The 25,540-nt window shown below is 39.1% G+C and carries 29 protein-coding genes and 1 riboswitch; of the genes, 23 read left to right on the forward strand and 6 right to left on the reverse strand.

Features of this window, described 5'->3' with window-relative positions; all coding sequences use genetic code 11:
* The first annotated feature begins 6 nt into the window (after window positions 1-6).
* The 18 genes from VEHSUH05_RS07005 to VEHSUH05_RS07090 all read left to right on the forward strand — a co-directional run bounded on the left by VEHSUH05_RS07005 (window position 7) and on the right by VEHSUH05_RS07090 (window position 14,891).
* Window positions 7-402, forward strand: a complete 396-nt coding sequence (locus VEHSUH05_RS07005) for an Asp23/Gls24 family envelope stress response protein (RefSeq protein ID WP_105091151.1) — start codon at window positions 7-9, stop codon at window positions 400-402.
* On the forward strand, window positions 392-796 hold the full coding sequence (nusB, locus tag VEHSUH05_RS07010; protein ID WP_105091152.1) for a transcription antitermination factor NusB: 405 nt from the start codon (window positions 392-394) through the stop codon (window positions 794-796). The genes VEHSUH05_RS07005 and nusB overlap by 11 nt, the downstream gene beginning before the upstream one ends.
* Window positions 796-1,740 (forward strand): Kae1-like domain-containing protein, encoded by a 945-nt coding sequence (locus tag VEHSUH05_RS07015; protein WP_105091153.1) that lies wholly within the window; start codon window positions 796-798, stop codon window positions 1,738-1,740. Before nusB ends, VEHSUH05_RS07015 begins: the two co-directional genes overlap by 1 nt.
* Window positions 1,741-1,742: 2 nt before the next feature.
* Window positions 1,743-2,966, forward strand: coding sequence for an exodeoxyribonuclease VII large subunit (gene xseA, locus VEHSUH05_RS07020; protein WP_105091154.1), 1,224 nt, complete (start codon window positions 1,743-1,745; stop codon window positions 2,964-2,966).
* The gene (xseB, locus tag VEHSUH05_RS07025) at window positions 2,941-3,147 is read left to right on the forward strand and encodes an exodeoxyribonuclease VII small subunit (RefSeq protein WP_038115019.1); all 207 of its coding nucleotides are present in this window, start codon (window positions 2,941-2,943) and stop codon (window positions 3,145-3,147) included. Before xseA ends, xseB begins: the two co-directional genes overlap by 26 nt.
* Before the next feature lie 10 nt (window positions 3,148-3,157).
* Window positions 3,158-4,036: a polyprenyl synthetase family protein gene (locus tag VEHSUH05_RS07030; RefSeq protein ID WP_105091155.1), complete on the forward strand. Its 879-nt coding sequence runs from the start codon at window positions 3,158-3,160 to the stop codon at window positions 4,034-4,036.
* Between the two features lie 31 nt (window positions 4,037-4,067).
* The gene (locus VEHSUH05_RS07035) at window positions 4,068-4,550 is read left to right on the forward strand and encodes a divergent PAP2 family protein (protein WP_105091156.1); all 483 of its coding nucleotides are present in this window, start codon (window positions 4,068-4,070) and stop codon (window positions 4,548-4,550) included.
* Window positions 4,547-5,350, forward strand: coding sequence for a TlyA family RNA methyltransferase (locus VEHSUH05_RS07040; protein ID WP_105091157.1), 804 nt, complete (start codon window positions 4,547-4,549; stop codon window positions 5,348-5,350). Before VEHSUH05_RS07035 ends, VEHSUH05_RS07040 begins: the two co-directional genes overlap by 4 nt.
* Window positions 5,351-5,360: 10 nt before the next feature.
* Entirely contained in the window at window positions 5,361-6,245 is an 885-nt protein-coding gene (locus tag VEHSUH05_RS07045) for an NAD(+)/NADH kinase (RefSeq protein WP_038115031.1), read from the forward strand.
* A gap of 26 nt (window positions 6,246-6,271) precedes the next feature.
* Window positions 6,272-6,847 carry a tRNA 5-(aminomethyl)-2-thiouridylate-methyltransferase MnmM gene (gene mnmM, locus VEHSUH05_RS07050; protein ID WP_105091158.1) on the forward strand — a complete coding sequence of 192 codons (576 nt, stop codon included), beginning with the start codon at window positions 6,272-6,274 and terminating at the stop codon, window positions 6,845-6,847.
* Window positions 6,848-7,161: 314 nt separating this feature from the next.
* On the forward strand, window positions 7,162-7,617 hold the full coding sequence (gene argR, locus VEHSUH05_RS07055; RefSeq protein ID WP_038115034.1) for an arginine repressor: 456 nt from the start codon (window positions 7,162-7,164) through the stop codon (window positions 7,615-7,617).
* A gap of 4 nt (window positions 7,618-7,621) precedes the next feature.
* Window positions 7,622-9,286 (forward strand): DNA repair protein RecN, encoded by a 1,665-nt coding sequence (gene recN / locus VEHSUH05_RS07060; RefSeq protein WP_105091159.1) that lies wholly within the window; start codon window positions 7,622-7,624, stop codon window positions 9,284-9,286.
* A 41-nt stretch (window positions 9,287-9,327) separates the two neighbouring features.
* Window positions 9,328-9,501, forward strand: a riboswitch (Lysine riboswitch).
* Window positions 9,502-9,579: 78 nt separating this feature from the next.
* Window positions 9,580-10,377: a 4-hydroxy-tetrahydrodipicolinate reductase gene (dapB, locus tag VEHSUH05_RS07065; RefSeq protein WP_054673379.1), complete on the forward strand. Its 798-nt coding sequence runs from the start codon at window positions 9,580-9,582 to the stop codon at window positions 10,375-10,377.
* Window positions 10,378-10,400: 23 nt separating this feature from the next.
* Window positions 10,401-11,432: an aspartate-semialdehyde dehydrogenase gene (locus VEHSUH05_RS07070; protein ID WP_038115044.1), complete on the forward strand. Its 1,032-nt coding sequence runs from the start codon at window positions 10,401-10,403 to the stop codon at window positions 11,430-11,432.
* 24 nt (window positions 11,433-11,456) lie between these two features.
* Window positions 11,457-12,347 (forward strand): 4-hydroxy-tetrahydrodipicolinate synthase, encoded by an 891-nt coding sequence (gene dapA / locus VEHSUH05_RS07075; RefSeq protein WP_054673384.1) that lies wholly within the window; start codon window positions 11,457-11,459, stop codon window positions 12,345-12,347.
* Between the two features lie 288 nt (window positions 12,348-12,635).
* Window positions 12,636-13,037, forward strand: coding sequence for an aspartate 1-decarboxylase (gene panD, locus VEHSUH05_RS07080; RefSeq protein WP_054673387.1), 402 nt, complete (start codon window positions 12,636-12,638; stop codon window positions 13,035-13,037).
* A 79-nt stretch (window positions 13,038-13,116) separates the two neighbouring features.
* Window positions 13,117-13,962, forward strand: a complete 846-nt coding sequence (gene panC / locus VEHSUH05_RS07085; protein ID WP_105091160.1) for a pantoate--beta-alanine ligase — start codon at window positions 13,117-13,119, stop codon at window positions 13,960-13,962.
* Between the two features lie 17 nt (window positions 13,963-13,979).
* Window positions 13,980-14,891: a bile acid:sodium symporter family protein gene (locus VEHSUH05_RS07090; RefSeq protein WP_425445599.1), complete on the forward strand. Its 912-nt coding sequence runs from the start codon at window positions 13,980-13,982 to the stop codon at window positions 14,889-14,891.
* 208 nt (window positions 14,892-15,099) lie between these two features.
* On the opposite strand, the gene lexA is transcribed toward VEHSUH05_RS07090, so the two are convergent.
* Window positions 15,100-15,771 (reverse strand): transcriptional repressor LexA, encoded by a 672-nt coding sequence (lexA, locus tag VEHSUH05_RS07095; RefSeq protein ID WP_105091162.1) that lies wholly within the window; start codon window positions 15,769-15,771, stop codon window positions 15,100-15,102.
* Between the two features lie 311 nt (window positions 15,772-16,082).
* Between lexA and VEHSUH05_RS07100 the strand changes: the two genes are divergently transcribed.
* On the forward strand, window positions 16,083-16,391 hold the full coding sequence (locus tag VEHSUH05_RS07100) for a LysM peptidoglycan-binding domain-containing protein (RefSeq protein ID WP_105091163.1): 309 nt from the start codon (window positions 16,083-16,085) through the stop codon (window positions 16,389-16,391).
* Window positions 16,392-16,480: 89 nt separating this feature from the next.
* Here the strand turns inward: VEHSUH05_RS07100 and VEHSUH05_RS07105 are convergent, their stop codons facing one another.
* Entirely contained in the window at window positions 16,481-17,491 is a 1,011-nt protein-coding gene (locus tag VEHSUH05_RS07105) for a site-specific integrase (RefSeq protein ID WP_105091164.1), read from the reverse strand.
* A 110-nt stretch (window positions 17,492-17,601) separates the two neighbouring features.
* On the opposite strand from VEHSUH05_RS07105, the gene VEHSUH05_RS07110 reads away from it, so the two are divergent.
* From VEHSUH05_RS07110 to VEHSUH05_RS09300, 3 genes are all read left to right on the forward strand, one after another.
* Window positions 17,602-18,924 carry a VanW family protein gene (locus VEHSUH05_RS07110; protein ID WP_105091165.1) on the forward strand — a complete coding sequence of 441 codons (1,323 nt, stop codon included), beginning with the start codon at window positions 17,602-17,604 and terminating at the stop codon, window positions 18,922-18,924.
* Between the two features lie 184 nt (window positions 18,925-19,108).
* Window positions 19,109-19,726, forward strand: a complete 618-nt coding sequence (locus tag VEHSUH05_RS07115) for a phosphatase PAP2 family protein (protein ID WP_105091166.1) — start codon at window positions 19,109-19,111, stop codon at window positions 19,724-19,726.
* A 333-nt stretch (window positions 19,727-20,059) separates the two neighbouring features.
* Window positions 20,060-20,209, forward strand: a complete 150-nt coding sequence (locus VEHSUH05_RS09300; protein ID WP_170007107.1) for a hypothetical protein — start codon at window positions 20,060-20,062, stop codon at window positions 20,207-20,209.
* A 237-nt stretch (window positions 20,210-20,446) separates the two neighbouring features.
* Here the strand turns inward: VEHSUH05_RS09300 and VEHSUH05_RS07120 are convergent, their stop codons facing one another.
* From VEHSUH05_RS07120 to VEHSUH05_RS07130, 3 genes are all read right to left on the reverse strand, one after another.
* On the reverse strand, window positions 20,447-21,193 hold the full coding sequence (locus VEHSUH05_RS07120) for a DUF4241 domain-containing protein (RefSeq protein WP_105091167.1): 747 nt from the start codon (window positions 21,191-21,193) through the stop codon (window positions 20,447-20,449).
* Window positions 21,194-21,254: 61 nt separating this feature from the next.
* Window positions 21,255-22,148 (reverse strand): HAD family hydrolase, encoded by an 894-nt coding sequence (locus VEHSUH05_RS07125; protein ID WP_105091168.1) that lies wholly within the window; start codon window positions 22,146-22,148, stop codon window positions 21,255-21,257.
* A gap of 14 nt (window positions 22,149-22,162) precedes the next feature.
* Entirely contained in the window at window positions 22,163-23,101 is a 939-nt protein-coding gene (locus tag VEHSUH05_RS07130) for a DUF1848 domain-containing protein (RefSeq protein WP_105091169.1), read from the reverse strand.
* A gap of 244 nt (window positions 23,102-23,345) precedes the next feature.
* Here VEHSUH05_RS07130 and VEHSUH05_RS07135 point away from each other — a divergent pair, with 244 nt between their 5' ends.
* Window positions 23,346-24,095 carry a class I SAM-dependent methyltransferase gene (locus tag VEHSUH05_RS07135; protein ID WP_105091170.1) on the forward strand — a complete coding sequence of 250 codons (750 nt, stop codon included), beginning with the start codon at window positions 23,346-23,348 and terminating at the stop codon, window positions 24,093-24,095.
* 137 nt (window positions 24,096-24,232) lie between these two features.
* Here VEHSUH05_RS07135 and VEHSUH05_RS07140 read toward each other — a convergent pair whose 3' ends face one another.
* Complete coding sequence (locus VEHSUH05_RS07140) at window positions 24,233-25,522, reverse strand: amidohydrolase (RefSeq protein WP_105091171.1); 1,290 nt, start codon at window positions 25,520-25,522, stop codon at window positions 24,233-24,235.
* Between the last annotated feature and the right edge of the window lie 18 nt (window positions 25,523-25,540).

The following is a 25,540-nucleotide window of genomic DNA, read 5'->3' on the forward strand; positions in this document are numbered from 1 at the left end:
GTATCTATGACTTCAGATAATAAACTAAATTATGGACTCGATGTGGATACTATTAACATTGCCGATTCGGTTATTATTGATGTGGCGACTAAAACGCTGGGAACTATCCCCGGTATTCACTCGTTAAGCCCTCGTTTTTATGATGAACTGGTAGAAGGTATTACACATGCCTTTGGTCAACGTAATCTACCGGGAATTAACGTAAAACATCGCAAAGGCTTTTTAGAGGTCAATATATATATTAAAGCTCTATATGGATATAATCTCATCGATTTGTCCAAACAGTTACAAATAGAAATACAACAGATCTTAAAAAATATGCTCGATCTTGATCATGTAAAGGTGGATGTACATATTGAAGGGATTGTGAAAGAAAAGGAGCCGACCTCACATGAGAACTAAAAAAAATCGACGAGAAGCCCGTCAATATGCTTTTCAATTATTATTTGCCAATGAATTTCATAGTGACCAAGTCGATGTACAATTTCCGGAAGGGGATGTACCGAAAGACATGGATACGGAATATGCCAAGTCAATAGTACAGGGCGTATTGGCAAATCAAAATACTCTGGATCAACAATTACAACCATTTTGCAAGAGCCGGAAGGTTGAACATCTGGATAAAGTGGATCGCACAATCTTACGATTGGCCCTTTGGGAAATGACAAATGACAGAGAATCATTGGAACCTTCCATTACTATCAATGAAGCGATTCAATTGGCAAAAGTTTTCGGGTCCGATGCATCCTATAAGTTGGTAAACGCCATATTGGATGCATATAATAAGAGCAAATAATGAAGCGTTATTATTTAGGTATCGATACGAGTTGTTATACGACCAGTTGCGCTATTGTCGACAACAACTTCAATATTGTGGAAGAAGCGCGAAAGCTTCTCGATGTAAAAGCAGGCGAACGAGGGCTGCAACAATCAAATATGGTATTTCAACATACGAGAGCATTACCTGATTTAATCAAACAACTTCCTAAGGTATCGATCGAAGGTATCGGTGTCAGCGGATTTCCTCGCCGTGAAGAAAGTTCCTACATGCCTGCATTTATGGTGGGATTTGGACAAGGGCAGACATTAAGCTATTTGATGGATGTGCCGCTTCATATCTTTTCTCATCAGGAAAATCATATCCTGGCGGCTTTACGGAATATGAAGACCATACCGACAGAACCGTTTCTGGCATTACATTTATCGGGCGGTACAACGGAACTCGTTCATTGCCGGTATGAAGGAAATGGTATGTTTACATCTCATATCATCGGCGGCTCTAATGATTTGCAAGGCGGTCAATTTGTGGATCGTATCGGTGTTGCGATGGGACTGTCATTTCCGGCCGGGCGCGAACTTGAATTACTCGCATTGCAAACTGAATTCTATAAATCATTGCCGTCCTCTGTAAAAGACGGATGGATCAGTTTTGCTGGTCCTTGTAGCGCCGCTATGAGGCGCGTTGAACCCGATATGGATAAGTCTGATTTGGCGCGTGCCGTCTTTTCCTGTATCGCCAACTCCCTGGAAAAATTGTTTACCTATCATTTAGAGAAACATCAGGTAAGAACACTCGTTGCGGTGGGGGGAGTCATGAGTAATTCCATTTTACGAAAACGGATCGAACAATATTGTAAACGTCAACATATACAATTACATGTAGCAGAGCCTCGGTTTTCCGTTGATAATGCGACAGGTAATGCGTTTGGGGCGGCTTATTTACAAGAGGTTATCAGATAATCGTGAATGTGTTAACTATTACGCAATTAAACAACTTAATAAAACGGACCTTGGATCGCGAATATCTGCTAAAAAACGTCTATGTAAGCGGCACTATTATCAATGCAAAGAGGCATAGCAGCGGTCATATGTACTTCGCCTTAAAGGATGAGGAGTCCGCTATCGATGTAACCATGTGGTCCAGTACAGTCATGCAAAAAGGGCTTGCCTCATCTATTCAAAACGGCTTGTTGGTAACTGTGAAAGCATCCGTAAACTTTTATAATAAAATGGGTCGTTTAAATCTGATTGCATCAGATATGCAGATAGGGGAAAAGAGTCCGTTACAGCTTGAATTTGATGCATTAAAAAAGGAATTAACCGCATTAGGATATTTTGATGACAGTCATAAACAGCCTCTGCCGTATATGGCAAAGTGTATCGGCATTGTCACATCTCAATCGGGTGCCGTATTGCATGATATATTACACGTAAGTAAAAATCGTAATCCGCTGGTACAATTTAAATTGTATTCTGTACCGGTTCAAGGACCGGCAGCAGGACCTGTTATTGCCAAAGGGATTGCCGCTGCCGATGCAGATCCGGATGTAAACGTAATTATTGTCGGGCGTGGCGGCGGATCTATGGAAGATCTATGGTGCTTCAATGATCGTGCTGTGGTGGAGGCGATTTATAAAGCCCATACGCCTATCATTTCGGCCGTGGGACATGAAACGGACTATACATTATGTGATTACGCAGCAGATGTACGTGGGGCCACGCCAAGCCATGCGGCGGAATTATCGGTTTTACCTCTTACGACATTACAGGAACAGTTACTGGAGAAAGAAGAATTCCTGCATCAGTTCATACAATATACGTTACAACAAAAAAGAACGGATTTAACCGTACTATTTAATCGTAAACTGGGGATTCCGGCCCTTCAATTTCTACATAAACAAAAAACACTGTTGCAACAACTTTCACAATCGATGAATACATCGGCAGTTGAAGTCTGTCGTACAGAACGTCATAATTTAGCATTACTGGCTCAGCAAATGGAATCACTTAATCCATTACACATGATGCTGAAGGGCTATGCTAAAGTTGAACATAGAGGACAATCGGTTATATCCGTATCACAGGTCCATCCTAAAGATGATATCCGTATTATATTATCAGACGGTAATGTATCTGCAACAATTAAGGAGGTGCATATAGATGAGCGCATCACTGAAAAGTTATGAGAAAAAATATAAAACATTAGAAGATATCGTTAAAAATTTAGACGAAGGAGACATGACAATTTCTGAATTATTGACGCAATATAAAAAAGGACTCACATTGGTAAAAGAATGTGCGGCCATGTTGGATTCCGTAGAGACTGAGGTACAACAGATTATCGAAGAGGTACGCATCAGTGAATAAGGAGATTCATATGTTCAAAACATACTTGGAATCGAGTAAAAACAATATTGAACAATGGCTCGGAGAAATATTGAAGAGTCCTAATACGGAATATGCACCGCTCTATGAATCCATGGAATATAGTCTTATGCAAGGCGGTAAACGTATTCGCCCTATACTGACCCAGGCGGTTCTTGAAATGTTTGATAAGATCCCTGCGGATTATAAGGAATTTCTCTGCGCTATGGAATGCATTCACACGTATTCCTTAGTTCATGATGATCTACCTGCTATGGATAATGATGACTATCGTCGCGGTAATTTGACTAACCACAAAGTATACGGGGAAGGAATGGCAATTCTTGCCGGGGACGGCCTCTTAACCTATGCATTTCAATTAATGGGTTCCAATAGAACCGCCAGCGCAGAGCAGAGAATTAAAGCTATTAGCTGTGTCGCTAAGGCGGCAGGTCCGGAAGGTATGGTAGGGGGCCAGGCTTTTGACTTGTTGAGCGAAAATCGGCATATTTCGCTGGAGGAATTGAAGGTTTTACATAGAGGCAAAACAGGAGCACTGTTTAATTCCGCTGTTGAACTGGGGCTTATTTTAGCAGATGCGGATGCAAATACATATCGGGCTTTTATGGAGTATGCGAATTGTTTAGGATTGCTATTCCAAATCACCGATGATATCCTAGATGTAACGGGAACGATAGAGGAACTCGGTAAAACGCCCGGAAGCGATATTCGACAGCACAAGTCGACCTATGTAGCATTACTGGGTCTCGAAGAGGCGATACGGCAGGCTCATATGGTCGGCAATCAGGCACATGATGCATTGAAGAGCGTCGCTTATGATACAGCCATCCTTGAGTCGTTAATTGATTATCTGTTAGAACGAACAAATTAGAGAGGTTTATACCTGATTATAGGTACATGGAATGATTGATATATTGCTACAAACAGCACATAATTATATAGCCCAGGCCGCATTTTGGGGCTGGTTTTCCGCACAGGCCATCAAGTTTATATGGCAGCTTGTACGCTTCCGTCGATTACGATTCGAACGACTAGTAGGATCGGGAGGGTTTCCAAGTTCTCATACATCCTTTGTCATTGCTACCACGACGGCAATATTTTTAAAAAATGGAGGCGTATCGGATTTATTTGTCCTTTCTCTGGTGTTCTCCATTGTCGTCATGTATGATGCATCCGGTGTACGGTTAGAGGCGGGTCGTCAAGCACAGATCTTAAATCAGATTGTGGACTACTTTTTAAAACGTAATATACCTGTTGTTATAACCCGAAAGGAAGCCTTAAAGGAATTACTGGGACATACGCCTGTTGAAGTATTCGGCGGATTAATTCTCGGTATTCTCGTAGCATATATTCAATTTTATTATGTGTATAATGGTGTCATATGAGTACTAAAGAGCGATTAGATGTGCTTCTCGTCAACCGGGGACTTTTTGAAAGCAGAGAAAAAGCGAAGGCCTCTATTATGGCAGGCCTTATATTTATGGATACTACGCGTATCGATAAGGCGGGAACAAAGATTCCTGTAGATGCCGATATTCACGTTAAAGCAAATACCTTGCCGTATGTAAGTCGTGGGGGGCTTAAATTGGAGAAGGCTATCAAAATGTATCCCATCAATCTGCAAGATGCGGTCATGGTTGATATCGGGGCCAGCACGGGCGGATTTACGGATTGTGCATTACAAAACGGGGCTACAAAGGTTTTCGCCATCGATGTGGGATATAATCAATTAGCTTGGAAATTACGCCAGGACCCTCGCGTTATCAATATGGAAAAGCAAAATATTCGCACCGTTACACCTGAGCAATTAGGCGAACAGGTTGATTTCATATCCATCGATGTAGCTTTCATTTCTCTTGATAAAGTTTTGCCGGTTGCAACCACGTTATTAAAGCCTGAAGGCTCTCTGGTCGCCTTGATCAAGCCCCAGTTTGAAGCCGGGAAGGAAAATGTAGGTAAAGGCGGTATCGTTCGGGATGAAGCTGTTCATAAGGATGTATTGCGGAGAATATTACATGTCGCTTTTGATTGCGGTCTTTATCTCTATGGCTTAACGTATTCCCCCATCAAGGGAATGGAAGGTAATATTGAGTTCTTAGGATATTTTAAGAAAAATAAAGAAGGAGCTTTGCCGATAGATGACGAATTGATTAATTGTGTCGTAAGTGAAGCTCATTCATTATAGGAGATATACTATGCGTATCGGATTTTTCCCCAACATGGGAAAAAGCAATATTATGGCGGTCTTAAAAATGGCAGCTCATATTTGCAGAGAAGAACAGATTGAAGTTTTTTTGCCGGATGACTTGGAGTCCGATGCACCTGCTCGAGTGTTACAAATTCCAAAAACACATATCTTACCGCGTCCTGATATATTCAAACAGATTGATATTGCATTCAGCTTTGGTGGAGATGGCACTATTATTCATTTGGCGCGTCAAATTTACCCTTATAAAGTCCCCGTATGCGGTATTAACCTAGGCGAATTGGGATTCTTGAATCAGATTGAGGTCCATCAGTTACAAAGTCATATTAAACGTATAGCTCAAGGCGATTATAACATTGAAAAACGGGGCCACTTATATGCATATATAGATCGCAGTAATGGCGATGAAGAAGAATTAGTCCCTATCATTAATGAAATCGTTATAACCCGCGCGGAACCGGCTAAGATGGCCCGTATCAATATGTCCGTTAATAATCAGCATACGCAAATGTATCCTGCTGACGGATTGATCATCGCATCAGCTACGGGGTCTACCGGTTATAACCTTTCAGCAGGCGGTCCGATTATGAAGCCGGATAACCGATCAATTATCGTCACACCTGTGGCACCTCATTTGATTCAGGGCATATCCATGGTTCTTGAAGAAGATGATACCATTCAAATCACGATGCCGGAACGGGAGCCGCAACTTCATATCTGTATTGACGGTACCTTTGATTATACTTTTACAAATCAGGAGGTATTGCATATCAGTTCTAATCCCGTGTATTGTCTGTTCGTTCGCTTTAAAGATCAATGTTTTTTCGGCACCTTATTTAAGAAACTGGCATCCCGCAGGGATGAGCTTTTATAATATACATTCTCAAGGGAGATGTTTTTATGATAAATATTAATAATGCCGTTCAATTTCAACATCTCATATGGGATCGCGTTATGACGAATGCCAAAGTCGTAGTCGATGCGACTTGCGGAAACGGTCATGATTTATTATATCTGGCGGAGCGTGCACAAAAAGGATGTCACTTGTACGGCATTGATATTCAAATGCAGGCCATTAACACCAGTAAAGAATTACTACGGTCTAATGGAATTGCCCAGGATGTGAGTCTCACATTTATTCATAGATCTCACGACAAAGCATTATCAGAAGATATTAAGGATAATGATATTGATCTGATGATTTTTAATTTAGGATATTTACCAGGAAGTAATCATCAAATTATAACTGAACCTCATCATACCATTAATGCTATTCAAGAGGGGCTGGGAAAATTAGACAACTCCGGAGTTATTACGGTTGTTGCTTATCCGGGAACGGAAGAGGGGTTAGCAGAAAAAGAATACTTGCAATCGTATTTAAAAAACTTGAATCAGAAGTTGTATAATGTATGTCATTGGCAGCCTATGAATCAGGTAAACCAGCCCCCTGAATTATTTATTTTACAGAAGCGATAGAGTATTTGTTATTATTAATAACTTTAATGCATATATGACTAATAAAAGACCCGTTCTCGGGTCTTTTATTTATACATTGGTATATAGTAATTCTTAAATTATTAATTTCCTATAAATAGATGAATACTATAGGCTATGCATTTGTAGCTAATCAGTATATTGAATGTTAACAATATTTTAAATATTAGTATAATATGCATAAGACGTATACTATATGCGATATATACCATATATTAATTATGAATATATGGTATAATAATAAATAGAAAGATACTATTCTCTTTTATGTGCAGGTTTAAAAAAGGGAGTTCAACATGAAACGTTATCGCTATAACAAAATTAAAGAAATCGTACAGTCTAAGGCGATTGAGACCCAGGAAGAATTGGCGGCAGCCTTATTAGAAGAGGGGATTGAGGTAACACAGGCTACCGTTTCCAGAGATATTAAGGAACTGATGTTAATCAAAATTCCTACAGGTGATGGGCATTATCGATATGCATTATCTCCGGAGGAAAACGTAGTTCTTTCTCGCAGCCGCATCAATCGACTATTCCAAGATTCTCTAATCAAAGTGGATCATAGCTTGAACCAAGTCGTGCTACATACGATTCCGGGTTCAGCTCAATCTGTTGCATTTTCCATCGATCATGCAAAATGGAATGAAATCATCGGTACCTTAGCCGGGGATGATACAATTTTGTTAATTGCAAAAACGGAAGCGGAAGTTCCTGCAATTTTAGCTAGAATTCAAGATTTAATGAAGGACTAAATATATGTTGACGCAAATGAGCATTCGTAACTTTGCGTTGATTGAGCAAATGAATATTTCATTTAACGATGGTATTACTATCTTTACCGGCGAAACTGGGGCAGGGAAGTCCATTCTTATGGATGCCTTCAGTATCCTTTTAGGAGAACGCGCAAGCAGCGAGTTCATTCGTCACGGTAAAGATAGTTTTGTTATAGATGGAACTTTCGATATCGCCAATCACAAAAGTATACAAGAATTATTGGAATCCAAAAATATTATTGTCGAAGACGATGAGTTGATACTATCTCGATCATTTAACAAGAACGGTAAATCTACGATTCTCGCAAATGATCAGCCGATACCGCTTAAAGCACTTAAGGAAATTGGACAGTGCTTGGCTGATATTCATGGTCAATATAGTAATCAACGCCTATTGCAGGCCGATACACATCACGAATACCTTGATACATATAATACGGAAGGCCAGAGGGCTTATAAAAATTATGTGGAGGCTTATAAGTTTTATAAAGAAGCAAAGCGAGAGGTGGATCATTTACAGGAGAATATGGCGGAACGAGCTCGGGAACTTGATATGTTGCGATATCAAATCGACGAAATTGAGGAAGCAGGGCTTACAGTAGGCGAAGATACAGCTATTTCTGAAGAACTTAAACGGCTCGACAGCTTTGAGCATATTGATAAGGTCCTCGCTTCCTGTTATGATGCATTTTATAACGGTCGGCAACCACTACTTGATACGGTTAATTCAATCAAGATAGAGGTCAATGACCTCCTTAAATACGATGAATCTTTAAAAGATGTATCCGAAATGGTCAATTCGGCTTACTTTCAACTGGAAGAGGCGGCTCAATCACTTGATCGTTATAGAGATAATATCAGCTATGATGAGGAACGTTACAAATTCTGCCAGGATCGTGATACTACAATCTATGGATTGAAGAAAAAATACGGTGAAAGCATTGAGGATATCCTGGCTTATGAGGACAGGGCGCAGGCACGACTTGAGGAATTAGAACATTTGGTATTCGCTCAGGATGAATTGGAGGAGCGATTACATCAGACTGAAAGTAAGGCAAAAACAGCTCTTATTGAATTAGAAACAATTCGGTCAAAAAATGCAAAGCTCATCACTGCTGCATTGCAGAAAGAATTAGTCGACCTCGGTATGCTTAAAGGAAATATAGAATTTCAAATCGTTCAAGCCGATGAATTGACGGCTTTGGGTGCCGAATCCATCGAATTGCTGTTTACAGCGAATAAAGGGGAGCAGTTATTACCGCTTCATAAGGTAGCTTCCGGTGGCGAGTTGGCGCGTATAGCCTTAGCTTTCAAATCGGTATTTCGCACCGATACCTACAAAACGATGGTATTCGATGAAATCGATGTTGGCATCAGCGGTGATATTGCCCTAAAGGTAGCTGAAAAAATCTTGGCTTTATCAAAAATGAATCAGGTGTTTTGTATTACACACTTACCGCAGACGGCAAGTATCGCGAAACAACACTATCATTTATCCAAGATAGAACAGGATGAACGAACCGTATCAACATTAGCGGTTTTAAACAGTAAAGAACGGGTTATACAGATAGCATCAATGATGTCAGGTCGCAGTATGTCCGAGACGGCATTAGCGGCGGCACAGGAACTAATTGACCATTTTCATTGACTAAAAGCGTATAATTTCTTATACTAGTTATATTAACTAAATAAATTGGTAGAGGAGCGAGTATAAAGAGTAATCATGAGGAGCCGGCATGCATTGAATCGTGATAAAAGGGATGCTTGCCGAAGTTCGATGATTGCCAAAACATCGTTCTGGTTGTCTATTTAATAAGTGGATGACTGTCATCAATATATTATTGGTGGAGTGCTATCATTGATCTTTTAGTATGAGTTATATTATTTGTATAAACTATGAGGCCAGTGGATACTTCCACTGGCTTTTTTGGAGGGGGATATATGATTCGAGTAATGGTAAACGGTGCCGGCGGAAAAATGGGCCGTGAAGTGGTCAAAGCGGTACATAATGATTCCGAATTAACTTTGGTAGGCGGTATCGATCCTACAAAATCAGGTCAGGATATAGGTACAGTAGCTGGTATTGAACAACTAGGCATTACCATGAAGGCTTCTGTGGATGAGGTTTTAGGTGATACAAAACCTGATGTTATCGTCGATTTCACAAGTCCTGCAGTTATTTACGAAAATGCAAAAAAAATGCTCTCTGCCGGTATTCATGTTGTAATCGGAACAACCGGTTTAACGGCGGAACAGCGGAATGAGCTAGATACAATCGGCCGTAAACATAATGCAAATTGTCTAGTGGCACCTAATTTCTCACTCGGTGCCGTTATGATGATGAAGGTATCCGCTGAGTTAGCACCTTATTTTCCGAATGTGGAAATCATTGAATTGCATCACAATCACAAATATGATGCTCCGTCAGGAACTGCAATTCTGACAGCGAAATTAATTAATGATGCAAAAATGGCGGCACAGGTTACAGCTGATGAGGATTTGACCCGTGAAAGCTTACCCGGTGCACGCGGTGCCAAAGTGAATGATGTAACCATACACAGTGTACGCCTACCCGGTTATGTGGCACATCAACAAGTCTTATTCGGCGGGTACGATGAAACATTGACCGTACGACATGACAGCTTGAGCCGTTTATCCTTTATGCCGGGTGTTGTATTGGCTTGTAAAAAGATAGCATCTATACCGGGCTTAACATACGGATTGGAGCATTATTTATAATATATAATCAAGGAGATATATTCATGAAAAAACCAAATCTTGCAATTCTTGGTGCAACCGGTGCTGTAGGGGCCGAATTTATTACACTAATCGAAGAGCGAAACTTTCCTTATGAAAATCTTAAATTATTGGCTTCCGCACGTTCCGCCGGTACTGAATTAACGGTAAACGGTAAAACGTACATAGTTGAGGAGGCAAAGCCTGAATCTTTTGAAAATATCGATATTGCACTGTTTGCAGGTGGTTCAATTTCTAAAACATTAGCACCGGAGGCGGCTAAACGAGGTGCTATCGTCATCGATAACTCAAGTGCATTCCGAATGGATCCTGAAGTACCGCTCGTAGTGCCGGAAGTTAATCCGGAGGATATTTTAAAACATAAGGGCATCATCGCTAACCCGAACTGCTCCACTATTATCATGAGCTTGGGACTGAAACCGCTACATGATATTTCCCCAATTAAACGTATCATTGTAAGTACATACCAGGCTGTTTCCGGGGCCGGCAAGGAAGGTATTGAAGAGCTTGAAAATCAAGTTAAACAATATACGGCAGGCGAGGAAATGACCGCTAATTTGTTGCCGACAGGGTCGGCACCGAAACATTACCCTATAGCTTTCAATTTATTACCACAAATAGATGTTTTCCTCGATAATGATTACACTAAAGAAGAAATGAAGATGGTCAATGAGACTCATAAAATTCTTCATGACGATTCGATTCAGGTGGTTCCGACTACGGTACGTGTACCTGTATACCGTTCGCACTCTGAATCCGTATTAGTGGAAACTGCAGAACCTGTATCTGTTTCAGCTTTCAAAGCGGCATGTGAAAAATTCCCGGGTCTACAGGTAAAAGATAATCCGGCGGAGCAAATTTATCCTATGCCACTATATACATCTAATCAAAACGACTGTGAAATCGGTCGTATCCGTAAAGACTTATATAACGATAAGGCAATGAATTTTTGGATTGTAGGGGACCAAATACGTAAAGGCGCTGCATTAAACGCTTTACAAATTGCCGAATACTTGGTGGAAAAACAAGCATTCTAATTATCGATCAGGGGGAGGACAGATATGAAAATCTTCGGACGTGTATTAACAGCTATGGTTACGTCATTCAATGAGGATGGATCTGTAAATATTCAAAACTGCATTTCAATGGCAAATTATTTATTAGAGAATGGCTCGGATGGTTTAGTCGTATGCGGTACAACAGGTGAAAATCCAACCATATCCAGAGAGGATAAATTGAAACTCTTCTCGGCAATCGCCAAAGAATGCGGTCACAAAGGATCAATTATCGCTAACGTGGGATCAAATGATACGGCAGGATCTGTAGACTTTGTAAAAGAAGTGTCAACGATTCCTGGAATTGATGGTTTACTCGTAGTGGTTCCATACTATAATAAGCCGAATCAGCAGGGACAATATTTACATTTTAAAGCTATCGCAGAGGCAACTACATTACCGATTATGGTGTATAATGTGCCAGGTCGAGTAGGTACCGGTATTTTTCCAAATACTTTGGCCCGGTTACATAAAGAATATCCGCATATTTGTGCAATTAAAGAAGCAAGCGGTAATTTAATGATCGCTTCTGAAATCAAACGATTATTACCGGATCCGTCCTTTATGCTCTATAGCGGAGATGATGGTTTGGCATTACCGATTTTATCCGTTGGCGGATGTGGTGTCGTATCTGTTGTTGCCCATGTAGCCGGCACGGATATCAATGCGATGATTCAGGCTTTTGAAGCAGGGCATAATCACGAAGCGATACGCATTCATCAGACTTTGGCTGAAATTACAAAAGCCATGTTTATTACAACAAATCCGATTCCTGTAAAATACGCAGTTCGTAAACTTGGTTTGCCTGCAGGTGCATTCAATTTGCCTATGTGTGAACCATCAGAAGAAGAAGCAGCTTATATAGATAAGGCATTAGCTGAGTATAAAAAGCAATAAATATTTCTTCATCCGTTTACACACAGAACATAAATTTATAGCCGCCATTACAGATGTAGTGACGGCTATTTTTATGTATATATCTATGGTCCTATAAAGGACCTAATCAACTTTTAAATTTATATAATTACAAATTCTCGCATTAATTTTAAATTATGATATAATCTGACGTGGAGATAGTATTTTTAACTATACTCTAGTCTACTGTTAATTTCATGATAAACAGAATGATTGTGAAAATCAGAACCGACCTGATGGCGGATACATTTATTACACAAGGAGTTTAACATGATACTAACAATGCTGAAAGGCAAAATTCACAGAGCTACGGTAACACAAGCCGAACTTGATTATGTAGGGAGCATTACAATTGATGTGAATCTATTGAATGCATCCGGAATACGAGAATATGAGCAAGTTCAAATCGTAGATATTAATAATGGTGCACGATTTACCACGTATACTATAGCGGGTAAACCCGGCAGCGGGGTAATCTGTCTCAACGGAGCGGCCGCACGGAATGTACAGGTAAATGATAAAATCATTATTATGTGTTATGCACAAATCGATGAGCATGACATTGAGAGTCATAAACCTCTCGTTGTATTTGTAGATGAAAAAAATAAGATAAGTCATATAAGAAACTATGAAAAACATGGTTTATTAGTTGATCAAAATAACGGTAATTAATTATAGCTGTAATTGATTGAAAATACAGTAGACTGTATAGGACTATCTTCGATTCTATAAATTGACGGAGGAGACTTTCATGAACGTTATAAACACAGTACATGATGTACGAACACTTGTAAATAAGTGGAGAAAAGAAGGCTATACAATCGGTTTTGTACCGACGATGGGTTATCTGCATGAAGGACATGCCGCACTGATGCGTCGAGCCCGTGCGGAAAACGACAAGGTCGTTGTATCAATCTTTGTAAATCCTGCTCAGTTCGGAGAAAATGAAGATTTAGATGCGTATCCGCGAAATCTTGATGGTGATAAAAGCTTATGTGACTCTATAGGTATAGACGCTATTTTTGCACCGGATGCAACCGAAATGTATCACGATCCAAAGGCATTTGTGGACATTATTGATCTATCTAAAACCCTATGCGGTGTTACGCGACCGATTCACTTTAAAGGCGTTTGCACTGTTGTGAGTAAACTATTTAATATAGTGCAACCCAATAATGCTTATTTTGGACAAAAAGATGCGCAACAACTGGCTATTATCCGTAAAATGGTAGAAGACTTAAATTTTCCGGTTACGATTATAGGGGTTCCTATCGTAAGAGAGGAGGACGGATTAGCCAAATCATCGCGCAATACATACTTATCTCCATCAGAACGAAAAGCGGCTACCATATTATATAAATCCATACAGGTAGGTCAAAATACAATAGTACCCGGCAGTTCAGCTGATTCCATTATCAATGCTATGACAGACGTAATCAATACAGAACCTTTAGCTCACATTGATTATGTCTCGATTGTTGATGCCGTTACAATGCAGCCTGTTGATACAATAGATCGACCTGTATTAATCGCCTTAGCGGTATACATAGGTCATACACGCCTTATTGATAACTTTTCCTATGAATTACATCAATGAGGTGCTGTGTGAATATCATGGTATCCATTAATCGTTTTGTATCAAAATATATAATCTTATTGATCTTAGTCTTTTCATGTATCGCATATATGATACCTGATTATTTTATATGGGCCATATCCTACACACCACTTTTACTGGGAATAGCTATGTTTGGCATGGGTCTTACCATCAGTCTGAAAGATATAGGAGGTATCATTAAGCATCCAAAATATATTTGTATAGGTGTTATTGCACAATATACGATTATGCCCTTAAGTGCATTACTGTTATGTCATATATTTGTCCTACCAGCGGATATCGCGTTAGGAATTATTCTGGTTGGCTGTTGTCCGGGCGGAACCGCCAGTAATGTCATAACCTATCTTGCCCGTGGTGATGTAGCTTTATCTGTTGGAATGACCATAGCCTCAACTATATTGGCACCGCTTGTAACGCCATTACTCATTCTATATCTTGGTGGAACATGGATCCATGTAGAGTTATTGCCCATGATGATTACGACGGTAAAAGTTGTCTTACTGCCTATCATGCTAGGGGGCGTCGTACAATGGATAAGTAAATCACATATACAGGAAATCAGATCGATCAGTCCTATACTATCCATTGTTGCTATTGTTCTGTTAATAGCTGCAATCATCGCTATTAATAGGGACAAAATATTGATTTCCGGTTTGCTGACTTTAACGGTAGTAGGAATCCATAATATAATGGGACTCATTTTGGGGCTAAGTGTAGGTAAAATTTTTCAACTGGAACACGACAAAACTACGGCGCTCGCCATAGAAGTGGGGATGCAGAACAGTGGGCTGGCCGTTACATTAGCAGCTACCAATTTTGCAATGAATCCGTTAGCGACTTTAGCCGGTGCCATATTTAGCGTATGGCATAATGTATCAGGAGCAATTTTTGCCAGTCTGCGTAGATAATATATATTATAGCCAAAAATACCAGAAGATAATTTAAAAAATATATGTAAACAAAAATGTTGGAATGATAACTCTTACTCGAGACATTCCAACATTTTTATTTATATAGAGTATTATATTGTAAAAACATTTTATTCTTAAAACATATTGTTTAAGGGTATTGATTTAAAATATCGTTTAAAGATATTCATCAGATGTATTCTTAATATTAAATACGATCTCGTACTAGACCGATAACTAAACCCTCAATATGGCAGTCATCAACGATGATAGGGTCAAAATCATCATTTTCCGGCTGTAAGCGAATATGTCCGTTTTCTTTATAGAAACGTTTAACCGTCGCTTCATCATCGATACGGGCAACGACAACATCGCCATTATTCGCTGTATTTTGATGGCGTACGATAAGCATATCCCCTTCAAACATGCCGATATTCATCATAGATTCCCCTTGAACGCGGAGCATAAAGCAATCGGAATCACCTGTTAATTGTACAGGTAAAGTCAATGTAGTTTCTAAATTTTCGACAGCCGTAATAGGCATACCGGCCTGTACAGTCCCGATAAGAGGCACCTGCTTGAGTCCGGCACCGAGAAATTCAAAATTATCGGAACTGGAAGTTTCATTACCACTGACGGAAATATTGGGTTTTATATCCTCTAATACGGTAATAGCCCGATTTTTATTAGGATCACGCTTAATGTAACCGAATTTCTCTAACGCATTGAGATGAGACTGTACCGTAGAGGTGGAGCTGAGGCCTACATGTGTACAAATTTCACGAACTGTAGGGCAACGGTATTCATTATGTAAAGAATCCTTAATAAAATCCAGTATACGTCGCTGTTTTGTGTTTATATCTGTCGCAGGGCGTCTCACGGCTACCTCCAATGTTTTAATATCTTAAATACAGTAAAATAGGTCATTTGACAATACAGTAAAATAGGTCATTTGACAATACAGTAAAATAGGTCATTTGACAATACAGTAAAATAGGTCATTTAACATGTTATAAAATTAGAAATTACATCATTAATATCGTCTTATAGGTCTATTATAGATAAAATTATAATTTTTTGCAAACATTTGTTCTGAAAAGTCTTGACCGAACATTCGTTCGCGTGCTATTATTATCATGTAAGCAAACAAATGTTCTTAAATTTATGTTCGATATAAATGTGAGGTATGAGATGAAACAGATTATGATAATGGTAGGAATGTGCTTAACAGTATTATTTGGATATCATATGACAAACCCTGCAGTGCAGATTAATCCGCATGCTGTACGTGAGGTAAAAGTACAAGCGGGGGATACCATGTGGGATATTGCAGCGCGTACAGCTCATACGGATATGGATGTACGCGAAATAGTATATGCAATGAAGGAATTAAATAAAATTGATGATTCCGGTACACTCGTTCCCGGTACGGTATTAAAGGTACCGACTAATCTTCAAGGTAGTCCAGTTAGAGCTTTGGACTATGTGGCTCAAAACTAAATATATATGGAATCATATGTTCCACACAAAAAGCAGCCAGTTACAAAACTGGTTGCTTTTTGTTATATTATTATGTTTGATTGAAACCATTATTTAAATCGTTTCTCAAAAATTGTGGCAATCGGATTATCTACAAATTTATTTGCCTCGTTAATATATCTACGTACCATATTAACGCTGTGATGACGTGTTTGACGCATGATATTACGTTCTTCTACGCCATAAGCTGCGGCCGTCGTCGCAAATCCGTGACGCAAGCTATGAGCACCATACATGGCCGGATCAAGACCGATAAGAGATACATATTTTTTTACAATCTCCGCAATCATCTTATCGGAAATAGCATTTTTACGAATATTCATATTCTTTGTAAAGCCTCTAAACACCGGCCCTTCTGTAATCCCAGCCGCTCGAAGCCATTGCTGTAAGGCGCGTACTGCATCTAGAGGTGAACCGGGAATAGATGGAATTGCTACCACCGCGCCTTGACCTTCCTGATCCGCCTTTGAGGACTCTACAAAAATCTCCAGTCCTTGAGGGGAAAACTGTAAATTTTCTATTGTTAAAGCCGCTATTTCACTGCGTCTAAAAGCCCCCATAAAACCGATAAGTAAGATAGCTTTATCTCGCAATAATTGCAACTCAGGCATATCGAGTTTACTCATACAATCTAAAATATCTTCAATATCTTCCAGTAATACCGGTGTTTTACCCTGTTGAAATGTACCTTTTAGTCGACGAATACCGCGAAGTGCCTGCTTAACAATGGGAGCCATGCAGGGATTTTCTCCAACGCCCGAAGCATTATAATTTTCTGAAATGGCACTGATTCTACGTGATATGGTATTTGCCTTTGCATAATCCGCTAAATCATTGATATAATTTACAATTGTTTCCGGTGTAGCCGGGAAATAAGATACCTTTTGATACGTGCACCAGTCTACAAAATCGTCCCAATCCGATTCATAGGCGTCTACCGTGTTCTCCGCCTTGGATAATAAAATACTTTGCTTTGCTTTCATAGAAAGTTTATTACTGTTCATAAGGGCATCATTATGACGTAAATAAAAATGTTTTTGTTGTTCCTTGGATCCTGACATTAGTTCACCTTTACCTTACATGTATACTCTATATTGTATCATAGAATAGCGTTTCATATGCTATAATATAAGGAATACAAATACTAATCAGGGAGAGTCATATAGGATTTATGAACAGGAAATATCTTTTATTATGTGCCATCATACTGACTATTAATACCAGTGGTTGTACATATATACCGACACAACATGTATCATACGGCGTGTATTATAACGATATGGATTTATCCAATACGCCGAAGGATGAATTGCAAAATCGTATTACTGAATTATTTAATGCTACACCTCATACGGTAACTATCGATATTTCCAAGGCCACGAAACAGGCATCATATAATGATCTCGGTATTAATGTCGATACGGAAACATTGGTGAAAGCGATTTCAACATATGGCTACGAAGATGATTTATGGACACTCATCAATCATCGGTTCCATGCGTTATATTACGGACAGCACTTTGAAACACAATACAGGCTGGATGAGGTGAAGAGCAGAACCTATTTATCGGAGTTAGCAAAGACTATCGATACACCCGGTCATGACGCATATCTATCAGTAGAAGGCGGTCAGGTTGTCATGCATCCCGGGAAAGAAGGCAAACGCATCGATATTGATGCTACGCTTCAGCAAATTAAAGACAATATAGCTGCTGGAAATACCATAACGCATATAGATATGGTTTATACTACGAAAAATACAATAAAAGTAACCGATCAGGACATTAAGCCTTTAACTGCGATTTTAGCATCCTATACGACGAATTATGATGCCAATAATACGAGCCGTACTCATAATATTCAGTTAGCCTCCGATAAAATCAACGGCACTTTATTAAAACCGGGGGAAGTATTCTCCTTCAATAAAATTGTAGGGGAGCGTACAGCAGAAGCCGGATATGATGATGCACCGGTTATGATTAACGGTAAACTCGTACCCGGAGTCGGTGGCGGCATTTGCCAGGTGAGCTCTACCATATTTAATACCGCTTTATTATCCGGTATGACAATAGTTGAACGTACGCCGCATTTTGAGCCTGTCGGATATATTCCGGCCGGTCGTGACGCTACCGTTGCATGGGGTTATTTGGACTTTCAGTTTAAAAATCCATATCAGCAATCCGTATATATCATAAGTGTGATGGGGCGAGGAACATTGACGATATATATCATCGGTACACCTCAGGACAAGCCAAAAGATGTATCTATATATGTAGGTGATCAAAAGGAAATTCCTAATAAAACGATTACCAAGGTAGATCCATCAATCAAAGAAAATCAGACACAGGAAGGTCATGTCGGTCTATCGATGAATACATATCGACAAATTACCTATGGAAACGGCGTAAGTCAAACCGATGTGTACGAGTCCGTATATGATCCGGTAGATACGATTATTACGACAAGATCGGCTCAATCCGTAAAAAAACATTAATTAAAGATTTCATTAATTATAGTCTGAACTATTGACCATACGTTATAAATAGTTTAGGCTATTGTTTGTACTCGTAAATGAGATAGTAAATATAATTAGTTGTAAAAGAACCGAATAATGAGAAAGAATTTGAATGCATATTATTCTCACTCTTTCTCATTTAACTGTGATATGAGAGGATACTATGGACACAATATTACAATTTGATCACACCCTGATTTTCTATGTACATGACCACCTTGTATATAGCTTTTTAACGCCTATCATGGCATTCTTGTCAAAAATAACCGGCAGCGGTATTTTATGGATTATAATCGCTTTATTATTGATGATTCAGAAAAAATATCGCGTATTAGGCATTGCAATCATCATTGCATTAGGATTTGTATTTATTATCGGTGATCAAGGCTTAAAACCGCATATAGCAAGATTAAGACCTTTTGTAGATTTTCCGGAAGTTACGGTACCATCGATTTCAGCATTGCCATTAGCTAACACGTATTCATTCCCGTCCGGACATACTTTTGGTTCATTTGCATCAGCTATGACCATTTACCTGGGGCTAGGTCAAATCGCGCCTCAGAAGCGATATTTAGGAATTATAGCATTAATTGGATCATTAATCGTAGGATTTTCAAGAGTTTATCTGTTTGCACATTATCCGACAGATGTATTAACCAGTTTAGTATTAGGCATCATTGTAGGATGTATAGCTTGGAAGCTCGCACGAATCGGTTGGGACTGGTGGACTAACCGTCACAAAGATGTAGAATACGAACCATATACATTTAAACGTAAATAAGCTATAAAACGCATAATAAAAGAAATTGGGCCATTAGAGCCCAATTCTTTTATATAATTACTTCCGATAATATATCGTTATCGGAAGTAATTATATAAAAGAGAAAGAAAACTTACCAATATTTCTATAAGCCAGTTTTAATGAAGTTTACGGTATTTATATTACACCTAAAATATTTCATATCTATCAATGAATTATTTGTTTTATATAATTCATATTAATAACAATTGGTATATGTTGATTAAGTTGATATTGAATTTAATTGAAATCAATTGTAAAATAGTCATATAAATTATCTAAATTACTCATATTAACTCTTACGGAGGTTTTTATATGTGCTGGTGCGAAGTTGTAACAAAAGCTAAACTAGGTAGTCTTAAACGTCTCGGTCAAGGTATGGAGGCTTCCCTGCATTTTATGGCGGAAACGGTTTTACTGCTCAGCTGTTTACGCGTCGTTATCCGTTGGGTCTTTGGAATCTAACCTGTAATTTAACCTAACCTTATAATATTCAGATATATTTATACTATGAAATAATTTACTTAAAATAAAGCACCTGAATTAATCGTATCAAATACTGATATGATCAATCCAAGTGCTTTTTATTTTAGTGCCTTATTTACTGTTTTATTTGATAACGAATGAGAATGCATGATAACATACTCAGTTTATATTAAACTATCATTAATATCTCATAAAGAAATACTACCTAAAAGAATTTTAATTTGTTTTATATGCTTCGGTACAATCAATAAAATCCATGATAATTTGGCATATCTTACCATCTTTATCAAATGCCCAATATACAGGATATAAACCATCTCCAAATCCGGATTGAATCATAGGAACCGATAATTCCGTATTAGGAATCGTGAAATTAATCCAATCCCCCTTTGATCGTTGGTATCTTGGATAAGCCAACGCGTTCAGCTGAAAAAGAGTACTATAATAATCATCATATATATTTTTTTCAGGATTCTGTTGATGCCAATCCTTATAGAAAATATCATAAGCCTGTATTGTCGCTTCATCAACAATAGTTGCTAAGCCCGCTTCAACGGGAAATCCTACATAGCTCTCCTTATTCAGTTCGTCGAGATTCTCAGACCCTTTTAGAGCCAATTCATAGTAAACAGGTTCATTAGCGGTAAAAATGACACGAGTAGCGACATAGCGAAATGTATTCTGCTCAAATTCAGCTACCTTTGTTTCCAATAAATAGGTTCCGGGTTCAACGGTTCGAACATATGTATCAGGCATATGAGGCAACATAATAAGCGGATCACAACATGTAAGTTGGCCTGTTGGAAAATTTACCGTCCCCATAGGTAATGTAAATAAAGGTTTTCCCATCAGTTCATCCCGATTAAATAAGTCTTGATAATCAACGGTAGGTTTCCATACGCCTTCCGAGCCTAATCGATTAAAGGTATCTATCCATTTTTGAGGAATCTCTTTGATATTCATGTGTATCCTTTCTAAACAGGTAAATAATTTTTCTATTATGCATATTACATTATATAATTTATCAATTCTTTTCAGCCTCTTGTTTATCTTTTACATATTGACGTTCAAGAGCTTCATAAGCGGCAGTTTTATCGATAATCTGCTTAACTATCGTATCAAGATGAGAGCTTTCACTATAGTCAGCCGGCGCATAATACCGTATACGATGATGACGCATCATTTTATAGACTTTATCCTTATTCTGCTCGTCCGGATCATACACACCGATGGAATGGCCGCCGTTGGCATTAACAAGGCTCATACAAGGAATATCCGTATCACTGTCACCGATATAAATCATATTGCGGAACGGTACACGCTGTTCCTCGGGTTTAAGATAGTCATTAACACGAGGATCGTTGATATCGAGCACACCTTTTTGAATGCGGAATAAAAACTGAGTTTTATTCGTATAATTAATGGCTTGTGCTGGCCATGTAGCAACGCCCTTATCATCGAACAGGAACGCACTGGCATAGATTTTTGTGAAAGCCCCCTCTTTTGCCATTTCCGTACCTTCAATCATTTCCTTCAGTCCAGATGAAATGATGTAATGTTCAATATGTACACCCTTTTCCGCTCCGTATTGTCGAATTCGTTCAAACCAGGTTCGTACGCCGTCATATAATTTAACTTTAGCGCCATAAGCTGATAACAACTCCTTTGTAAGAAATTGTTTACCATATGATTTAGTAGCCATCATATACATATAGGCTAAGTTATTATCCATATCGTGCTGCTTGGCAAGTCCATTCGATTCTTTCCAGAATGCATCCACATCGATATCCAGAGATTGAATATATCCCTGAGCCTGCATATCGTCAGGCGTCAATGTCTTATCAAAGTCATAACATATGGCTAATACAGGGTTAGAATTATTTTCTTGTTGTTCTTCAGTTCTCTCTCGGGTAATCATACGCACCTACTCTACTAAAATAAAGAATCTTGTCTATATGGTTCATCGATAATCCAACTCGTTTCATCACTCATTCGAATTGTATCACCTGTTAAAACATGTCCCAACAGTAAACTTGAATCAGGATCATGTCGCAGTCTATTTCGGCGTACCGCTTCTTGATTTGTGTTGGCATAACAGTATTTACAAAAATGACTGCAACTGTCATAAGCACCGATATCCCCGTGTAAGTAACAACTGCACTCGGGCCGAGCCGGTGTACGTTTAGGCGCCTTCAACTTAACATGCCACGCCCGCTCATAACAGTCGAGTGTCAAACATCCCGAGGTATTTGCTCCTGCATTGGAAAATATATGCCCTTCCCCGCAGGTCTTAAGCTCCATATGATGAGCCTTTGCAATTGATACGAATTCAGCGATGATCTTCATCTGTATATCTATATCCGGACGGTACCCATCAGGAAAATTCTGAGCTACCTTATCGAATGTATCTATAAAACTGACCACAACCGTATCAGTGTACCCTTCAAGCGCCTTTGCCATTTTTTGAAAGCTTTCACAGTGATAATCAAAGGTATAGGCATGGGTTAACATAATCGGATCATATCTCCACACCATAGATTGGGGATTTAAATGCATACTTATTTGCTTAAATCCTTCAAGAACCGTTTCGTAAGGCGGCACAAAAGGTTCAATATCGGTTCCGTACGGTGTTATAGTCATATGCCAATATTGACGATAAGGCTCGATTACATCCATATAAGGTATGAAAGGAACCGGATTTTTTGTACAAAAGGCTATGCCGTCCACTATATCGGGACTAATCCTATAACGCGTTATTAATTCGGAATGATACGGATTGCGTACATCTACATACCCTTCACGTATACGATTTGCAAACCAGAGGCCGTAAAAGGCGGGAATATCCGTGCGCTGTCCCGTTTGTAAAATCATGTACTCTCCTCTTATCACAAGCTCTCAGCAAATTTACAAATTAATTTATGATTCTTACATAACAATCGATACCATAAAGCCGTTTGATTCCTATCGATACAAAATATAACAGTATTATAGCATAAAGATTAGATGTCTTTCATGAATGATTCTTAATAATTATTTATAGATTTATGTGATATTTCTTGTATAGTTCATGTTCAATCTATGATACTATATAAGAAATACATAAAAAGGAAAGACTATGAACGATATATTTAATCATCATACTTCTACGGAGGAGGACAAAACATTTATTACATCATACTGGAGTGAGCGCGCTCATGATTTCAGCGCCTTACGTGCTAAGGAACTTAACAGTACAAAGTTAAATCTATGGCGTAATGAACTGATGAGTCATCTTGATAATTTAGGCTCAAATCTACATATATTGGATATCGGATGCGGGGCCGGATTTTTCAGTATCATTCTGTCAGAACAAGGACATGAAGTTCACGGTATCGATATTACACCTAATATGATTCATGAAGCCAATTCATTAAGTAAATCATTGGACTGCAACGCCACATTTTCCGTTATGGATGCTGAACATTTAACCTTTGATAATGAGGCCTTTGATGTTGTAGTGGCACGCAATGTAACATGGAATTTACCGAATCCGGATCAAGCCTATAAAGAATGGCTTCGCGTATTAAAACCAGGAGGACTGTTGCTCAATTATGACGCGGAGCACGCAAGGAATCATCATCACTTGCCCGCAACTGTTCACAATGCACATGAACATATCAGACCTGAATTACTCGATAAATGCCATACTATATACCATATGTTGGAGATTTCATCTTTTACACGCCCACAATGGGATACAGAACTGCTCAGTAAATTAGGGGTTACATCTGTCACCGTTGATCCGACAGTAGGGCCACGCATATATAATGAAGAAGACGAATTTTACATTCCCGTACCCATGTTCTTGGTAAAAGCAATTAAATAAAGTCAACCTCTATATAATACAAAACCCACTCTACAATGCATCATGAGTGGGTTTTCTTCTTACTGTTAGTTATCCTTAATGTATAGAATCATCAAAAGTATAGTTCACGATAAATTTTGTTTTAGAATTGACTGCTTCTAATTACTAAAATAAGCTTGAGCCTTATTAATTTCCGCTCTTAGTTTTTCTTCATCAATGGTAAGCAGTTCCTTATCTTTCATAAGAACTTTACCACCTACAATTGCGGTATTGGCATCAGAGCTGTTAGCGGAGTATACAAGTGCGGCTAAATCATTGTAGCGAGGCAGCCAATGCATGCCGGATACATCATATAATACAATATCAGCACGATAACCTGCTTTCAAAAGTCCTAAATCATTATATCCTAATGCCTTTGCACCTTCTACAGTCCCCATAGCCCATGCAGCTTGAGCGGGAATAGCTTTAGGGTCGTATAGACGAGCTTTATGAAGGGTTGCCGCTAAACGGACTTCTTCAAGCATATCAGCATTATTGTTAGAAGCGGAGCCATCTGTTCCAAGGCCTACGGTAATACCTTTAGCAATCATTTCAGGAACAGGTGCGATGCCGCTTGCCAATTTCAAATTGGATTGAGGATTATGGGCAACCGCTACATTATTTTCGGCCATAATGTTGATATCTTCATCGGTCACATGTACGCAATGCGCCGCCAATGTCGTATTCCAGAAGAGTCCTAAATCATGCATATGAGCAATCGGTGTTTTACCCGTAGCTTTCATCACATTCTCCACTTCCCCCTTTGTTTCGGATAGGTGCATGTGAATGCCGCAATTAAGCTCATGTGATAAAGCGATAACCTTTTCCATGTATGAATCAGGGCATGTATATGGTGCATGAGGCCCCAGTAAGACCTTGATACGATTATTATCAAACCCATTCCAAGTGCGATATAAATCCGCATTCTCCGCCAATGCCTGGTCTGCTGTCGGTGAAACACCGGCAAGTCCGCGAGACAGAACAGAACGTATCCCTGTTTCCTTCACCACCTCCGCAGTCGTATTCATAAAAAAATACATATCGCTGAAAGTAGTCGTACCGGATCGTAACATTTCCGCTATGCCCAACTGTGTGCCGCAACGCACATAATCATCGTTTAATTTGGCCTCTGTCGGCCAGATCGCATTTTCCAGCCAGTCCATCAATTCTAAATCATCCGCGTAATTTCTAAACAGCCCCATCGCAATATGCGTATGAGTATTTACAAGGCCAGGTGCGGCCAACTGACCTTTCCCATCCAGAGTTTCTTTCGCATTTGCTTTCACGTATGAGACTTCATCATCAGTTAGAATTGATGTTATATAGCCATTTTCAATTTCAATAGCATGATTTTTAAGAACCCCCTCATCGGTGAGGACGTCCACATGGGTAATCAATAAATCGGACATAATATCTCCTTTAAGTTA

It is taken from the genome of Veillonella denticariosi JCM 15641 (assembly GCF_002959855.1).
Lineage (GTDB): Bacteria > Bacillota > Negativicutes > Veillonellales > Veillonellaceae > Veillonella > Veillonella denticariosi.

Coding starts and splice junctions, on each gene's coding strand:
- recN (WP_105091159.1), top strand. CDS start 7,622: ATGTTGACGCAAATGAGCATTCGTAACTTTGCGTTGATTGAGCAAATG.
- nusB (WP_105091152.1), top strand. CDS start 392: ATGAGAACTAAAAAAAATCGACGAGAAGCCCGTCAATATGCTTTTCAA.
- VEHSUH05_RS07115 (WP_105091166.1), top strand. CDS start 19,109: ATGGACACAATATTACAATTTGATCACACCCTGATTTTCTATGTACAT.
- VEHSUH05_RS07105 (WP_105091164.1), bottom strand. CDS start 17,491: ATGTCAGGATCCAAGGAACAACAAAAACATTTTTATTTACGTCATAAT.
- VEHSUH05_RS07045 (WP_038115031.1), top strand. CDS start 5,361: ATGCGTATCGGATTTTTCCCCAACATGGGAAAAAGCAATATTATGGCG.
- VEHSUH05_RS07110 (WP_105091165.1), top strand. CDS start 17,602: ATGAACAGGAAATATCTTTTATTATGTGCCATCATACTGACTATTAAT.
- VEHSUH05_RS07120 (WP_105091167.1), bottom strand. CDS start 21,193: ATGAATATCAAAGAGATTCCTCAAAAATGGATAGATACCTTTAATCGA.
- mnmM (WP_105091158.1), top strand. CDS start 6,272: ATGATAAATATTAATAATGCCGTTCAATTTCAACATCTCATATGGGAT.
- panC (WP_105091160.1), top strand. CDS start 13,117: ATGAACGTTATAAACACAGTACATGATGTACGAACACTTGTAAATAAG.
- VEHSUH05_RS07040 (WP_105091157.1), top strand. CDS start 4,547: ATGAGTACTAAAGAGCGATTAGATGTGCTTCTCGTCAACCGGGGACTT.
- VEHSUH05_RS07070 (WP_038115044.1), top strand. CDS start 10,401: ATGAAAAAACCAAATCTTGCAATTCTTGGTGCAACCGGTGCTGTAGGG.
- VEHSUH05_RS07130 (WP_105091169.1), bottom strand. CDS start 23,101: ATGATTTTACAAACGGGACAGCGCACGGATATTCCCGCCTTTTACGGC.
- VEHSUH05_RS09300 (WP_170007107.1), top strand. CDS start 20,060: ATGTGCTGGTGCGAAGTTGTAACAAAAGCTAAACTAGGTAGTCTTAAA.
- dapA (WP_054673384.1), top strand. CDS start 11,457: ATGAAAATCTTCGGACGTGTATTAACAGCTATGGTTACGTCATTCAAT.
- VEHSUH05_RS07015 (WP_105091153.1), top strand. CDS start 796: ATGAAGCGTTATTATTTAGGTATCGATACGAGTTGTTATACGACCAGT.
- VEHSUH05_RS07030 (WP_105091155.1), top strand. CDS start 3,158: ATGTTCAAAACATACTTGGAATCGAGTAAAAACAATATTGAACAATGG.
- VEHSUH05_RS07035 (WP_105091156.1), top strand. CDS start 4,068: ATGATTGATATATTGCTACAAACAGCACATAATTATATAGCCCAGGCC.
- VEHSUH05_RS07090 (WP_425445599.1), top strand. CDS start 13,980: ATGGTATCCATTAATCGTTTTGTATCAAAATATATAATCTTATTGATC.
- argR (WP_038115034.1), top strand. CDS start 7,162: ATGAAACGTTATCGCTATAACAAAATTAAAGAAATCGTACAGTCTAAG.
- VEHSUH05_RS07100 (WP_105091163.1), top strand. CDS start 16,083: ATGAAACAGATTATGATAATGGTAGGAATGTGCTTAACAGTATTATTT.
- dapB (WP_054673379.1), top strand. CDS start 9,580: ATGATTCGAGTAATGGTAAACGGTGCCGGCGGAAAAATGGGCCGTGAA.
- xseB (WP_038115019.1), top strand. CDS start 2,941: ATGAGCGCATCACTGAAAAGTTATGAGAAAAAATATAAAACATTAGAA.
- VEHSUH05_RS07125 (WP_105091168.1), bottom strand. CDS start 22,148: ATGATTACCCGAGAGAGAACTGAAGAACAACAAGAAAATAATTCTAAC.
- VEHSUH05_RS07140 (WP_105091171.1), bottom strand. CDS start 25,522: ATGTCCGATTTATTGATTACCCATGTGGACGTCCTCACCGATGAGGGG.
- VEHSUH05_RS07135 (WP_105091170.1), top strand. CDS start 23,346: ATGAACGATATATTTAATCATCATACTTCTACGGAGGAGGACAAAACA.
- VEHSUH05_RS07005 (WP_105091151.1), top strand. CDS start 7: ATGACTTCAGATAATAAACTAAATTATGGACTCGATGTGGATACTATT.
- panD (WP_054673387.1), top strand. CDS start 12,636: ATGATACTAACAATGCTGAAAGGCAAAATTCACAGAGCTACGGTAACA.